The organism is Clostridium algoriphilum (genome assembly GCF_020443705.1).
Lineage (GTDB): Bacteria > Bacillota > Clostridia > Clostridiales > Clostridiaceae > Clostridium_AD > Clostridium_AD algoriphilum.
This window is the reverse complement of record NZ_JAIZZK010000003.1, coordinates 175,521-190,142: the sequence shown is the minus strand read 5'-3', so window position 1 is coordinate 190,142 and position 14,622 is coordinate 175,521. Positions and strand designations below refer to the sequence as shown.

Genomic DNA, 14,622 nt, shown 5'->3' with positions numbered 1-14,622 from the left:
ACAAGGAATACAGGAGGTATTGGAATGAATGAGACGATAACTATGAGTCACGGAAGTGGCGGTATGCAAACTAATAGATTGATTAATGAAGTGTTTTTCAAGTATTTTAATAATGATATTCTAAATCAGATGAACGATGCAGCGCAAGTATATATAGATTTTAAAAAACTTGCGTTTACTACAGATTCTTTTGTGGTGAATCCAATATTTTTTAATGGTGGGAATATCGGCAAATTGGCAGTTTGTGGTACTGTTAATGACCTAGCTGTAAGTGGAGCAAAACCACTTTACTTAACAAGTGCTTTTATTATCGAAGAAGGTTTCTCTATTAAAGAATTAGAAAAAATTGTGAAGTCTATGGCTGATGAAGCGAGTAATGCAGGTGTAAAAATTGTAGCTGGAGACACAAAAGTTGTAGAAAAAGGAAGTGTTGATGGGATTTTTATTAACACTTCTGGTATTGGTAGGATTTATGAAGATGTTGATATTAATTGTGCCAATGCAAGAGTGGGAGACATCGTCATAATAAATGGTACATTAGGAGACCATGGAATGACAATAATGTGTGAAAGAAATAAACTTGGACTCGAAGGAAATTTAAAAAGTGATTGTGCTTGTTTAAATTCCTTAGTAGACACAATGCTTGAAGCATATGACGGAATTCATGTTATCCGTGATGCTACAAGGGGTGGAGTGGCAGCAGTGCTTAATGAAATTAGTGAATTTAGCAATGTAACCATAGCTCTTGAAGAAAATAATTTACCTTTAAAAGAAGAAGTAAAAGGTGCTACTGAGATGCTTGGATTAGATCCATTATATATTGCTAATGAAGGAAAACTGTGTGCTTTTGTACCAGAAGCATATGCTGAAAAGGTACTTAATGCAATGAGAAAACATCCACTAGGTTCTGAAGCCGTAATTATTGGAAAAGTTACACAAGAATTGGGGAATAAAGTTTATTTAAATACAGTAGTTGGTGGAAAAAGACTAGTTGATATGCCATCTGGAATTCAGCTTCCTAGAATATGTTAGATTTTGTAATATAATTATATGGATGTCAGGTCGGTATATTTCTTAAAGTAAGAAGGATTTTGTGGCTTTTTATCTTTTATTTGATAGAATGTGAAGGAGAAAACGAATGAATTTGAAAAATGAAGTTCCGGAGTGATTGTTATATTATGTAAATAAACATACCCACGTGCCGCCAATTGGTTGACAAGATATATAATTATGTATAAAATAGTATTAGATATATGTTAACAAAATAAAAAAATGAGGTGCTTTATGAGCGTGTACGTATCTAAATAGATTAAATTTTATAATTAAATAAATCTTTAAAAAGGGTATAGTATACCTTTATTTGTTATGGATTTATTTAGTAATATCTATGAAGATACAAATCCACAAAGTGCCGTTATAGTTATAAGAGATGGAGAATTCCATCTCTTATGAAGTTACGTATTTTAGCTGTGGGAGTATCCATGGCTTTTTTTGTTTTGCAGATAAATAAGACCTTTGCAAAATGAGTTATATAGAAAATGGTAATGAGATTTATCCAGGATTAGTATCTTCATAGAACAAATTGTTTTATATGAGGAGAGATAGAAATGAATATAAAAACATTTAATAAGTTGCAATATAATGAACTAAAGGATATTGTAAAGTCTTATTGTGTAAGTGGACTCGGAAAAAACTTAATAGATAGATTAAAGCCAAGTAGCAGCTTAAAAGTTGTCCAGAGTAGGCTTAATGAAACTAGTGAGGGGAGAGCTTTATTAGATACTGTAGGGCACATTCCATTAGAAGGAATCTTTAATATAAAAAGTATAATAGAGAATATACAAAAGGGGTCAATATTAGAGCCAGAGGAATTAACAAAGATATGTAACTTCTTGAGGGGCTGCAGAAAAATTAAAGCTTTCATGATGGGAAAAGAGCTTTACGCTCCAACTTTAAGTAGTTATGGTAATTCAATTACAGAATTTAAAGCTATAGAGGAAGAAATTGATTTTTCTATAAGAGGGAGTTTAGTAGATTCAAAAGCAAGTAAAGAGCTTAAAAAAATTAGAAGACATATAGAAGATACGGATAGCAAAATACAAGAAAAATTAGAGAAGTTTTTAAAAAGCAGTACAAATAAAACTTTTATACAAGAGTTTTTTGTCAGCAAGCGAAATGATAGATATACTATTCCTATAAAGGCGGCCTATAAAAATCAAGTTCCGGGCATAATTGTAGAAACATCGTCTAAAGGATCTACTGCATTTATAGAACCAAGTGTTATTTCAAAATATGCTACAGAGCGGGTGCTATTAAAGTCTGAGGAGGCCCTAGAAGAATATAAAATATTATCTGCGTTAACTGCGTTAATATATGATAGTTCAAAGGAAATTAATATTAATATAGAAGTAATAGCAGAGTATGATATGATTTTTGCTAAGGCCAAATATAGTAGAGCCATAGAGGGAATAAAGCCTAAATTAAATGACTATGGATATATAAATATTGCTGGCGGTAAGCATCCATTGTTAAAAGGAAATATAGTACCTTTAGATTTTAGTATCGGAATAAATTATAGAGCATTAATAATAACGGGGCCTAATGCAGGGGGAAAAACTGTGGTGCTAAAAACGGTTGGACTCTTAACTTTAGCAGTGCAATCAGGTTTTCATATTGCAGCTGGTAATGGTACCGAAATGTCCGTGTTTGAGAATGTGTTTGTAGATATTGGAGATGATCAAAGCATAGAAAACTCCTTAAGCACATTTTCCTCGCATGTAAAGAATTTAGCTGAGATAATTAATAGTAGTAACAAATCTACGCTAATATTATGTGACGAAATAGGAAGTGGAACTGATCCTAATGAAGGGGCTGGACTTGCAATTGCAATATTAGAGGAACTTTATCATAAAGGATGCATCATTATGGCCACCACTCATTATGGAGAAATTAAGAACTATTCTAAAAGGCATAGCGATTTTGAAAATGCGGCAATGCAGTTTCAAAAGGATACATTGGAGCCTATGTATAACCTTATTACGGGCAAATCAGGGGAGAGCAATGCTCTTTGGATTTCTAAGAAAATGGGTATAAAGGACGCTATCCTTGAAAAGGCAAAAAAGTATGCGCAGGATAAGGATTATAATTTAGAATTAGTAAAAGAAAGTAAAGTAAAAAAGAAAAAAGACGAAGAAGATATACTTAGTATAAAAACTTATAATTACAAAATAGGGGATAAGGTGTTTCTTATTGAGCATAATGATTTTGCCATTGTATATAAACCTATAGACAGCTTTAATAATGTAACTGTGTTATATAAGGACGACTTCTTAGAGGTTAATGAAAAAAGGCTAAGACTAGAACTGAAGGCTGAGGATTTATACCCAGAGGATTATGACCTTAATACATTATTTGTGGATTTTCAGCAGCGAAAGTTAAAAAGAGACATTGAGAGAGGATCTAAGAAGGCATTAAAAAAAATTCAAAAGGAAATAAGAAATAGTAGCAATAAGTAAAATAAGTTAATGTGCCATCTGGGGAAATTAATTGTATATTCAAGAAAGGATGAAGTCATGACCAATAAAAATACCAACAACAAAAACTTATTAAATAATAAAATTGGTAACATAGTTATTTTTATATCGTGGATTATACTAATTTGTGTAGTAATTGGTTATATTATCTTATGGAAAAAAACAAACAATTTGATATATATCATATCAGGAGCTATTACTGGACTAGGATGTTTATTCAATATCTACCTCTTATCAAAAGCAAAAGATTAAGAGTTAACAATGTAATGTGTAAAGTGATGGAGGATGCATAAAAGTAGTGTATATTCTCAATTAGCCACCATTATTAGCAATAATATGGTGGTTTATTACATACATAAAAGAGAAAATGATGCTATAGGCTACATAAGAGCAAATAACAAATGCCGTGAAATTATCCTTTCACGATATTTGTTGTTTGCTTATTTTATTTTGTAAGCTGATTTCGGTCTTCCATTTGAGGGGGCTCTTCCATCCATTTATGTTCAATCAATATTTTTCCACCTTTTTTTGAATAATCAAATGTATCATTTACAACAAGTGCAAGTTTTGAATGTAAATCGCTTCTCAAACTAAAAGATGAACCTAAAGAATTTAAACTTAGTGCTGAGTTGGTTAATAAATTGGTCATAAACATCATAAGTTTATCCGAAAAAGGTGTCTCAGTTGAATTCGTAGCTCTACCTGCCCATGTACTCGGAGGCTCAATATCACTTTGTAATAACACCCCACTCAATTTAGAAATAATCTTTTTTGTTAATTCTTTACCTTCTATGAAGTATTTTTTAACTTTACTATCCATTGCAACTTGTGCAAATCCTGTCATCAACTGCATACCGAAAATGTTATTTTCAATAGATTCATTAAGAAAACCAACCTCAAGTGTATTTAATGAACGTTTTTCAGAAAAAGGGTTATGTTTACTCATGTAATCCTTATTTTCAACAAATTCTACTTGTTTTGGCATAGTTACATATGGCGGTTTTGCAAGCACTCCTTTTCCTGATAGATAGCTTGTTGTCATAGAATAATATCTTTCAGCAACTTCTATGTGATGTTTAAATACATCTTGAACTTCTATCGAATATGACATAGCTAAAAATATAGCATTATGCGCAAAAGCAAGTTTCGACATTTAGCGAAGAAACATTATATTAAAAAGGTCATCAAATAGAGGAGGTGCTTCCTTTACAATATCTTGTTCAGTAAATCCTATTGGAATAACTACCTTTTGATTATTAAATATACTAACAATCTCATTTTGTATATTTCGCATTTCAGTGCCAACGGTAGTTAATATGTATTGAGCCTCTTTATCAATAGTTTTATCCTTAAAAGAATCATAAAATCTTATCCTTCCTGACAGTGAAATATATTCCATCCACAATGTACCTAATTCTGTTGAAGTTAACTGTATTTTTGCTTCGGTTGTCATTTAAGCCCTTCTTTCTATTAAAATCTATATTATGATAATAATGTAATATATAGTTTTTATGAATACAAATGTGTCTAAAATATTAATACTAATTGAGTTACATTCGAAAAACACAGCAGTCACCATATTTATTCTTTTATTTTTGTAAGCTGATTTCTGTCCTCCATTTGAGGAGGCTCTTCCATCCATCTATGTTTAATCATTATTTTTGCGCCTTCTTTTGCATACGCAAATGTATCCTTTGAAATAAGTCCAAGTTTAATAGGTAAATCATTTCTCATACTAAAAGATGTGCCTAGTGCTGTGAATCCTAACGCTGTGGTTGATATCAAACTGTTTGTATACATCATAAGTTTATCAGAAAAAGGCGGCTGAATAGAATCTGTAACTTTACCAACCCATGTACTGGGAGGCTGAATATCACTTTGTGATAACACACTACTTAATTCAGAGATAGTCTTTTTTGCTAATTCTTTACCTTTTATAAAGTATTTTTTAACTTCACTTTCTTTTGCAACTTGTGCAAATCCTGTCAACAACTGCATTACCCAAATGTTATCTTCTATAGCTTCGTTAATATAACCAACCTCAATTGTATTTAATGAGCGTTTATCAGAAAAAAGATTAAATCCACTCATGTAATTTTTGTCTTCAATAAATTCTACTTGCTTTGGCATAGTTACACCAGGTGGCCTTGCGAGCACTCCTTTTGTTAATAGATAGTTTGTAGTGAGCATATAATATTTATTAGAAATATCGTAGTTTAGCTTAAATACATCATTAACTTCTTTCATGTATGACATAGATGTGTATACAGCACTATGTCCAAAATTTAATTTCATCGTTTGGCGAAGAAACATTATATGAAAAAAATCATCATATAGTGTAGATGATCCTTTCATCTCATCATGCTCATCATGCTCATCAAATCCTATTGGAATAACTGCCCCTTCATTATTAAATATATTTACAATTTTATTTTGAACATTTTGTACTTCGGTAATATAAGAATCTAATATGTTTTGAGCCTCTTTATCTATAGTTTTAATTCTAAAAAAATCATACATTATTAACCTTCCCGATGTTGATATATAGGTCATCCATAATGTTCCCAATTCAGATGAAGTCACTTGTATTTTTGCTTGTGTTGTCATTTAAACCCTTCTTTCTTTTTAGATTTATAATATGAAAATAACAGAAATGTATTATATATTTTATGAGAATTTGTATTTGTAAATACTTATGTTGTGAATAATATAATGCTTTAATTCATCTTATTTTATGCTATTATATGGTATTTTCATTAAAAAAAATAAAATATGAGGACTTATGAGTGCAATAGCCCAAGCATATAAGGGTTTTTTATAATGAAGATATAATACCGAGAACAATATATAATTAAATATAATAGAAAACCATATATTCCAACCGTTATGGTGAGTAAAATATCCAAATTTCATACCAATCAATTCTGCTATAGTGAAAATAGCAACATAAAATGAAATATGAGTAATAATTTTCGTTATTTTCTTTGGAAATTTAGGGATAAATAGCATTACTATACTTGGATATACTGTTATACAAACAAATAAATCACAAAAAGTGTGATTTAATATTTTTGTTTCATGCAACCATAATATATGATTATATGTTAAAAGAATACAGACAACATTACTCAAAATAAGAAATAAAATTGTTGAATAATATTTTCTCCAATTTCTCCAATCCCCGAACTTGTAGCAGATAACAATAGATACAACTGCAAGAAATATATGATACATAGAAGCACCCACCTACCTAACTTGAATATTAACGATAGTTAACAGAAATAATCCCCTAATATAATAATCCCCTAATTTATCAAAATTATAGTATTAATTAAATTAGGGGATTATTATATTTATCGTGGAATTGAAAATTAAGCAATGAATCCATTTCATAAAAAAAAGGCGTACGATACTCTTAATATCTCTTAAATTTTGAAGCTATTATTTCGCGAAAATAAAAATTCATTCAAGATAAGACTTATTTTATGTTGAATGGATTTCTTTATTTTGTAAGCTGATTTCTGTCTTCCATTTGAGGAGGTTCTTCCATCCATTTATGTTTAATCATGATTTTTCCACCCTCTTTTGAAAAATCAAATATATCCTTTGACATTCGTCCAAGTTTAAGATGTAAATCTTTTCTCATACTAAAAGACGTGCCCAAAGCAGTGTATCCTATTGATGCACTGGAAACTATACTGGTTAGATACATCATAAGTTTATCTGAAAAAGGTGGTATTGTAGAATTTGTAGCTTTTCCTGCCCATGTACTCGGAGGTTGAATATCACTTTGTAATAATATTTTACTTAATTCAGTAATAATCTTTTTTGATAATTCTTTACCTTCTATGAAATATCTTTTAACTTCACTTTCTTTTGCAACTTGTGCAAATCCTGTCATCATCTGCATACCAAAGATGTTATCTTCTATAGATTCAGTAATATAACCAACTTCAATTGTATTTAATGCACGTTTCTCAGCTAAAGGATTAGATCCACTCATGTAATTTCTGCCTTCAATAAATTCTACCGTTGTTGGCATAGTTACATATGGTGGTTTTGGAAGTACTCCGTTTTCTAATAGAAAGTTTGTTGCCTTAAGATAATAGTTGTTAGCAACTTCAAAGTTTAGCATTAATATATCATTAACTTCTTTCATATACGACATAGTTAAAGACACAGCAGAATGACCAAAATTTAATTTCATCATTTGGCGAAGAAACATTATGTTAAAAAAGTCATCAAATAGAGCAGGTGCTTCTCTTACAATATCTGATTCTTCAAATCCCATTGGGATAACTGCGTCTTCATTATTAAATATATCCACTGTTTTATTCTTTATATTTTGACATTCAACAACATAGTCAGCAAGTATGTTTTGGGCCTCTTTATTAATAGTCTTTTCCTTGAATAAATCAAACATTACTAAAGATGCTGATGTTGATTGATAAGTCATCCATATTGTACCTAATTCTGTTGAAGTTAATTGTATTTTTGCTTCGGTTGTCATTTTAACCCTTCTTCCTATTAAAATTTATATTATGATAGTAGCAGGAATATATATGAAATCTTATGTTTAGATTATATATATTTCTTTGAATACAAATGTATTTTCTTAATTTTATTCATTTTAACCTATATATATTAATTTAACCCATTTATAAATATTCTACTCATATATTTTTTGATGTATTAGTGATAACGACAAGCAGTGATATTTATCACATAATTTAAAAATACAAGTATAAAGAATAGATTTAATAGGAAAACCTATATAATAGGAAAACCAATATAATATAATGTAGAAATGGGAGTATAAAAGTATGAATGGAATTAAAGAAAATAATAAGCCTAGTAGAATACATATTATTTTATTAATACTAGTCACTATAGTTTTTATTTTATCAGCTATTAAAACCAAAAGTAGTTATCTTGTATGGCTTTTAGAGACTTTTCCAGTTTTTATAGGAGTTACAATATTAATATTTACTTATAAAAAATTTCGATTCACAAATTTTGTGTATATACTTAATTTAATTCAAATAATCATAATTCTAATTGGAGCACATTATACATATGGGGAAGTACCGTTGTTTAATTGGATAAAAGAAGTATATGGACTAAGTAGAAATCATTATGATAGGATTGTACACTTAGTACAAGGTATTATATTTGCTTTTATTGTAAGAGAAATATTAATACGAAAGTTAAAGCTTAAGAAAGGAATAATATTAGGTATTTTAGTTATTTGTGTTTGTTTATCAATAAGTGCTTTTTATGAACTAATAGAATGGGGAGTATGTTCAATATTGGGGGAGTCAGCAGATGCTTTTATAGGTTTTCAAGGTGATAAATGGGATACACATTGGGATATGCTTTGGGCGCTAACAGGTGCTGTAATTACGGTATCTATATTTTATAAAGTACATGATAAATATATAAGTAAACTAGAAAAACGCTTTAAATAGGAGTTTTATTATCATTTAGGTTGTTACGCCTCAAGGAAAATTAATGATTACTGCTTTTCAGGCTTTTAGGGGTACTTAATATGGTGTTACATGGCAACTAAACCTTCAAAAGAGACAATAAGAAATGCGTCATATCTAAATAATGTAGTAAATACATATTGTGTTGCACTCTTCTTATACGTGGTCTTCAACACGAAAGAAAACTAACATCTGGTGTTGACGGTTAAATTGCAATCACTTCAAGTGATAGGTTGAAATTATATAACCTTCTCAAGAAATATAACATTAAATATGTTAGACCAAAGTCAGTAAGAAGAGTATACATACCTTATATATTCAAATGAAACTTCTCTTAGTTTCATTATTTTTCGTTATCCAAGAATGATATCACCTCCAAAAGATGCCAGAACACAAAGTATTACACCTAAAAACCATACCTTTGGTAGCTATTGCCTCAGTATTATCAATAAATCCTGAAGTCTTAATTTTGGATGAACCCACTAACGGCTTAGATCCCAGAACTCAAAGATGGCTAATCAACCTAATAGTAGAACTTAATAATGCAGGCAAAACTTTAATTATGTGCACTCATAACCTGGACATTATATTTCAGATTTATCTGTTATGTAGGTGCTTTTTTTATTTGTCACTATAATAAGTTAAATCTAATACTTTCTTAATCTGTTTTTAATCTTACAAATATATAATATTAAATATTAAGAGATTTATAAATAAATATGATTGTTGGTTACTTCTTTGGTAATCCATAATGATGTTTTAGTGATTATAAAAGAAATGAGGGGAATAATAGAAATGATATTCTTAGTACAGAAATTTGATAGTTTAATATTATTGTATGTAAAAAATAATATGCATGGACCTATTATGGATAAAGTTATGGTTTTATCAACATATTTAGGTAATCAAGGTATGATATGGATTATGATAGCGGTGCTACTTATGTTTAGCAAAAATTATAGAAAAATAGGATTTATGGCTTTAGCAGCTTTAATATTAAGCACAATTTTAGGAGAGGGAATATTAAAACATGTAGTTGAGAGGATAAGGCCATCGGCAGATATACCAGTAGTTAACCTTTTAATTGAAAAGCCCTTATCCTATTCATTCCCGTCAGGGCACACCACTTCTTCTTTTGCAGTTGCAGGAATATTAGCAAAATATATTAAACATTATGCACTTGAATTTTTAGGGTTAGCGTCTTTAATAGCTTTTTCAAGATTATATTTATATGTACATTATCCTACAGATATTTTAGGCGGTGTAGTTTTAGGGCTTATATGCAGTGGAATAATAATTTGCTTATTTAATAAAATGGAAAATCTTAATAGGATTTAATAGTATTTATATATGTATTATATCGAGGGAATTATAAAATTATGGATTGTTATATATTCGTTAAAAGCTGTTAATAAATATTAAAGATAGGTGGTGATATTTTGCATTCTGTAATAGGATTAATTAATAATTATGGGTATATCATTTTGTTTAGTGCTTTAGTGCTTGAATTGATTGCATTTCCTCTACCTGGTGAGTTAATGATGACATACTGTGGTTTTCTTGTTTATCAATCTAAAATGAATTGGATTTTAAGCATTTTTATAGCTACTGGGGGAGTAATATTAGGCATTACAATATCCTATTTAGTTGGTACAAAATTGGGTGCGAAATTTTTTGAAAAATATGGCCCATACATTCATCTTGGACCTGCTAAAATTAAAAAAACATCAGAGTGGTTTAATGCATCTGGAAATAAATTATTAATTTTAGCATATTTTATTCCTGGAGTTAGACATATTACGGGGTATTTTTCAGGTATAACGAAAATTTCGTACAAAAGATTTGCTTTAAATGCATATTTTGGAGCGTTGATGTGGACTGCTACTTTTATTTCATTAGGTAAGGTTCTTGGACCAAACTGGGATAAATTTCATAGTTATATTTCAAAATATTTTATTGTTGGTAGTTTGATTATATCTTTAATTTTAATTATCATCTATTTTTATAGAAATCATAAGACACTTATAATAGAAAACACATATAAAATTTTAAATAGAACTATAATTATATTTCATTCTATGGGAAAAATGAAAGTCGCTATAGCTGCTGTAGCAGTTGCTTTTTTTGGGCTTTTCGTTCTTGTAATTGGTGTAATACAAGATTATTTGGCACATGAATTTGATCAATTTGATATTGTTGTATCTTATTTAGTAAAAGCAATTTTCAATTCTAAATGGTCAATGTTGATTGGTTTGTTTGAATTATTAACATCAATTAAGGTATTGGTAGCATTAACTATTTTCATGTTTATATGGATTATAGGAAGAAATACAAATCGAATTCTTGAAATTCAGTTTCTGTTTATTGTAATTGGTGGTGGGGAAATTTTACAATATGTACTAAGGCATATTTTTAGGCGTTTAGGACCTTCTTCAATAAGACTAATAAGTAATAATCAATATACTTTTCCAAGCAACCAATCTTTAATGGCAATTGTTGCATATGGTTTCTTTGTTTACCTAATAGTACGCCATGTAAAGAAAGCTTGGGCTAAAACTGCGGTCCTAGTTATAACTTTATTTATTTGTATAGTTGCAGGTCTAAATCCTATATTCTTTCAAATTGAATATCCAAGTGATGTTTATGCGGGGTATATTTTTGGTGGAGTATGGCTTACTATTAATATTATTTTATTGGAAGTTTATCGCATACTACCTAAAATACAATTATGATTGTCGAGCATCTATGTCAAATAGGTGCTTTTAAATCTGTTTAATTTAAGGTATATTAATACTTATATAGAAAAATTATATAATGATATTAAAATGGGTAGTTCTAGGTTCAATGTTTGGATTATTTGCTATATTTAAAATAAGTAAAGTATGGCAGTGTAAAGGTTATAATTATAAATGTTAAAAAAATTAATATGATAGTAAGAGAAGGTAGGAGAGTATTTATTATGAAAAAGTTTAAGATAAACAGATATTTAATACTAATAATTATACTAATTATTGTTGGATTTCTTTTATATACTTATAGAAATTTTAAAGTTAGTGAAAATTTTTCTACTTTACCACTAAAGTTTAATCCTTCTGGTTCAGTATCGTCTTATAAATGGAATGATTCTACAGTGACTATAAAAGGTGGATTTGTAAAAGGAAAGATTATAGAAAATAAGAATGAAAATTTAGTGTTAAGATCTATATCTCCTACACCTGTTATAACAATAAAAGGGAATATTAAGGACAATAAAACATATTATTTAAGATTGGAAAATATAAATCCATTAGGCACTAACTTTAGTAATATTGAAAAAAATGGAGTTAAAATTGTAGATTCACATACTGTATTATTAAAAATAGATTTAAAAGCAAATGAAGAAAAAAGTATTGCTGTTATACCGAAGGATAGTACTGAAGGCTTTGAATTCGTTATGCTTGGTGATAATAGAGATGGTTATGATACTTTTTCGCTGATATTAGATCAAATCAATGCCATAAATCCAGCATTCATAGTAGATGATGGTGATTTAGTATTTGGAGGAGAGCCTCATAAATATAGATTGTTTTATCAGATGGTATACAAACTTAAAGTCCCATTGTACACTACATTGGGTAATCATGATATTAGAGAAAATGGTAGACCAACTTATACAAAATTATTTGGTCCTCCATATTATTCCTTTGATTATAAAAATGCACACCTTGTGTTTTTAGACAGTTCCCGTGGCTTTACTGAAAAGGTAGCAATACCGACAGATCAGTACAAATGGCTTGAGAAGGATTTAAAGGATGCACATGGAAAACAAATTTTTGTCTTCTCGCATATTCCACCTTCTGACCCAAGAAAATATGTAGATGCTAATACCCTTCCAAACATACCGGATGAAGAAAAGCCAGGATTTATTGAAGGGATTATGAATAATTACAGTCAATATAAAAGTCTAAATCATGGATTCCCCGATAAGGAAGAAGCGAAACGGTTTGAAGATATAATGACTAAATATCATGTGCATACAGTTTTTCTTTCACATATTCATAGTTATTTCAGTTATATAAAAGATAATGTACGTTATGTTATAAGTGGTGGGGCAGGAGCAGAACTTTTAACTAAAGACAGTTATTATCATTATCTTCGTGTTAAAGTAACTGATAAGGATACCTATCTTGAATCAATTGAACTACCATCGCCTACAAATACAATTCAAGATAGATATATAGCAGCGGCATCGTTATTTGCAAATGCTATTTATAAAGAATACAAAATTGTAGTCATATCAATTACAGTAATTCTAATATGTATTTTAGCATTGATTATATGGAATGCCAGAAATTGGTGGAGAGTACATCTTTTATTCTGGTGGAAATTTTTAGTGCAAATATTTAGAGCAGCAGTGGATATATATAAACATTTGAAAAATGAAATATTGAAACATTAACTCCTATATATATAAGCATACAATATAATAAGTCTACAATCTCTTAAATATAATGTTTAAGGATTATAGGCTTATTAATGTTTTAAGGCGTTTTCTGAGCAATTTCTAATGGAGTGTTTACAATAAATATAGGAACTACGATATCTAATATAATACTTATTGACATGCAGATGAAGCCAAGGTATAATAATGATAATGATAATCTTTATCATTTGATTACGTAGAGAAAGGGTGAAAAATATGTTTAATGTGTTCATTATTACCTTGCGCGAAGGGGTTGAAATCGCGATTGTTCTCGCTATTATTATGTCATATCTTAAACAATTAGGACAGACTAAAGAAACAGGAAAAGTGTGGCTAGGAGCAGGAGTGGCTGCATTGATCAGTACACTTGTTGCGTTGGGTATTTTTTTCATACTGGGAACGACTGAAATCGAAGGATTTCAAGCCATCCTGGAAGGAACGCTTAAGATCTTTGCCGTCATTATGCTCACGTGGATGACAATTTGGATGAAACGACAGGGTGGAAATATCAGCGAAGGATTAAAGCGTCAGATACAAGTTGCTCTAAGTCATGGCTCAACCTGGGCATTGGCTTCTTTAGCTTTTATCTCAGTACTCAGAGAAGGCATAGAGACTGTGCTTTTCATTGTGGGTTCTGCACAAGAGACATCGGCGATTGCTACTGTAGGTGGTAGTATATTGGGATTTGGTGTGGCAGCTATACTAGGATATATCCTTTATAGAGGAACACATCGGCTTCCGCTTAAATCATTCTTTACATTAATGACTATACTCCTTATTTTCATGGCAGCAGGACTTTTGTCTGGAGGAATTCATGAATTTCAAGAAATGCACATGATTCCAGTAGGGATAGAACAAGTTTGGAGCACCAAGGGAATATTAGATCAGAAATCTACGATAGGTGGTTTGTTAAAAGCTATTTTTGGGTATGCAGATAGTCCTAATTTAGTTCAAGTGCTTGCATATTGGTTATATTTAGTAGGCGCATTCTACGCTTATTTTAAACCGAGTAAACTTTAAAATTGTTAGGTATAATTCAGCATTTTTTTATAAAAGACCAATTCATAATACACATATTACGAATTGGTCTTTTATATAATATAATAAAAATTCATCAACTATATTAGCTTCATAATTGCTC

The 14,622-nt window shown here is 29.9% G+C and carries 13 protein-coding genes; 8 read left to right on the top strand and 5 right to left on the bottom strand.

The annotated features are described in order from the left end of the window. The first annotated feature begins 24 nt into the window (after nucleotides 1-24). The gene (gene hypE / locus LGK95_RS04500; RefSeq protein WP_226122709.1) at nucleotides 25-1,032 is read left to right on the top strand and encodes a hydrogenase expression/formation protein HypE; all 1,008 of its coding nucleotides are present in this window, start codon (nucleotides 25-27) and stop codon (nucleotides 1,030-1,032) included. A gap of 575 nt (nucleotides 1,033-1,607) precedes the next feature. Then, nucleotides 1,608-3,515 (top strand): endonuclease MutS2, encoded by a 1,908-nt coding sequence (locus tag LGK95_RS04495; protein ID WP_226122707.1) that lies wholly within the window; start codon nucleotides 1,608-1,610, stop codon nucleotides 3,513-3,515. A gap of 463 nt (nucleotides 3,516-3,978) precedes the next feature. Here the strand turns inward: LGK95_RS04495 and LGK95_RS04490 are convergent, their stop codons facing one another. The 5 genes from LGK95_RS04490 to LGK95_RS04475 all read right to left on the bottom strand — a co-directional run bounded on the left by LGK95_RS04490 (nucleotide 3,979) and on the right by LGK95_RS04475 (nucleotide 8,043). Continuing rightward, entirely contained in the window at nucleotides 3,979-4,686 is a 708-nt protein-coding gene (locus LGK95_RS04490) for a DUF3231 family protein (RefSeq protein ID WP_226122704.1), read from the bottom strand. Next, nucleotides 4,687-4,986: a DUF3231 family protein gene (locus LGK95_RS04485; protein WP_226122703.1), complete on the bottom strand. Its 300-nt coding sequence runs from the start codon at nucleotides 4,984-4,986 to the stop codon at nucleotides 4,687-4,689. 128 nt (nucleotides 4,987-5,114) lie between these two features. Further along, nucleotides 5,115-6,140 (bottom strand): DUF3231 family protein, encoded by a 1,026-nt coding sequence (locus LGK95_RS04480; protein WP_226122701.1) that lies wholly within the window; start codon nucleotides 6,138-6,140, stop codon nucleotides 5,115-5,117. Nucleotides 6,141-6,260: 120 nt separating this feature from the next. After that, nucleotides 6,261-6,767, bottom strand: coding sequence for a CBO0543 family protein (locus tag LGK95_RS22785; protein WP_404814401.1), 507 nt, complete (start codon nucleotides 6,765-6,767; stop codon nucleotides 6,261-6,263). A gap of 268 nt (nucleotides 6,768-7,035) precedes the next feature. Further along, nucleotides 7,036-8,043 carry a DUF3231 family protein gene (locus tag LGK95_RS04475; RefSeq protein WP_226122699.1) on the bottom strand — a complete coding sequence of 336 codons (1,008 nt, stop codon included), beginning with the start codon at nucleotides 8,041-8,043 and terminating at the stop codon, nucleotides 7,036-7,038. Between the two features lie 313 nt (nucleotides 8,044-8,356). Here LGK95_RS04475 and LGK95_RS04470 point away from each other — a divergent pair, with 313 nt between their 5' ends. The 6 genes from LGK95_RS04470 (at nucleotide 8,357) to LGK95_RS04445 (ending at nucleotide 14,501) form a co-directional block, all read left to right on the top strand. Further along, a complete protein-coding gene (locus LGK95_RS04470) occupies nucleotides 8,357-9,001 on the top strand; it encodes a DUF2238 domain-containing protein (RefSeq protein WP_226122695.1) in 645 nt (214 codons plus the stop codon). A gap of 400 nt (nucleotides 9,002-9,401) precedes the next feature. Next, nucleotides 9,402-9,656 (top strand): AAA family ATPase, encoded by a 255-nt coding sequence (locus LGK95_RS04465; RefSeq protein ID WP_319001897.1) that lies wholly within the window; start codon nucleotides 9,402-9,404, stop codon nucleotides 9,654-9,656. A gap of 158 nt (nucleotides 9,657-9,814) precedes the next feature. Beyond that, on the top strand, nucleotides 9,815-10,357 hold the full coding sequence (locus LGK95_RS04460; RefSeq protein WP_226122694.1) for a phosphatase PAP2 family protein: 543 nt from the start codon (nucleotides 9,815-9,817) through the stop codon (nucleotides 10,355-10,357). A gap of 101 nt (nucleotides 10,358-10,458) precedes the next feature. After that, nucleotides 10,459-11,751 carry a VTT domain-containing protein gene (locus LGK95_RS04455; RefSeq protein ID WP_226122693.1) on the top strand — a complete coding sequence of 431 codons (1,293 nt, stop codon included), beginning with the start codon at nucleotides 10,459-10,461 and terminating at the stop codon, nucleotides 11,749-11,751. A gap of 227 nt (nucleotides 11,752-11,978) precedes the next feature. Next, entirely contained in the window at nucleotides 11,979-13,457 is a 1,479-nt protein-coding gene (locus tag LGK95_RS04450; RefSeq protein WP_226122692.1) for a metallophosphoesterase family protein, read from the top strand. A gap of 240 nt (nucleotides 13,458-13,697) precedes the next feature. Beyond that, nucleotides 13,698-14,501, top strand: coding sequence for an FTR1 family iron permease (locus tag LGK95_RS04445; protein ID WP_226122690.1), 804 nt, complete (start codon nucleotides 13,698-13,700; stop codon nucleotides 14,499-14,501). Nucleotides 14,502-14,622 lie beyond the last annotated feature (121 nt).

Coding starts and splice junctions, on each gene's coding strand:
- hypE (WP_226122709.1), top strand. CDS start 25: ATGAATGAGACGATAACTATGAGTCACGGAAGTGGCGGTATGCAAACT.
- LGK95_RS04495 (WP_226122707.1), top strand. CDS start 1,608: ATGAATATAAAAACATTTAATAAGTTGCAATATAATGAACTAAAGGAT.
- LGK95_RS04490 (WP_226122704.1), bottom strand. CDS start 4,686: ATGTCGAAACTTGCTTTTGCGCATAATGCTATATTTTTAGCTATGTCA.
- LGK95_RS04485 (WP_226122703.1), bottom strand. CDS start 4,986: ATGACAACCGAAGCAAAAATACAGTTAACTTCAACAGAATTAGGTACA.
- LGK95_RS04480 (WP_226122701.1), bottom strand. CDS start 6,140: ATGACAACACAAGCAAAAATACAAGTGACTTCATCTGAATTGGGAACA.
- LGK95_RS22785 (WP_404814401.1), bottom strand. CDS start 6,767: ATGTATCATATATTTCTTGCAGTTGTATCTATTGTTATCTGCTACAAG.
- LGK95_RS04475 (WP_226122699.1), bottom strand. CDS start 8,043: ATGACAACCGAAGCAAAAATACAATTAACTTCAACAGAATTAGGTACA.
- LGK95_RS04470 (WP_226122695.1), top strand. CDS start 8,357: ATGAATGGAATTAAAGAAAATAATAAGCCTAGTAGAATACATATTATT.
- LGK95_RS04465 (WP_319001897.1), top strand. CDS start 9,402: ATGCCAGAACACAAAGTATTACACCTAAAAACCATACCTTTGGTAGCT.
- LGK95_RS04460 (WP_226122694.1), top strand. CDS start 9,815: ATGATATTCTTAGTACAGAAATTTGATAGTTTAATATTATTGTATGTA.
- LGK95_RS04450 (WP_226122692.1), top strand. CDS start 11,979: ATGAAAAAGTTTAAGATAAACAGATATTTAATACTAATAATTATACTA.
- LGK95_RS04445 (WP_226122690.1), top strand. CDS start 13,698: ATGTTTAATGTGTTCATTATTACCTTGCGCGAAGGGGTTGAAATCGCG.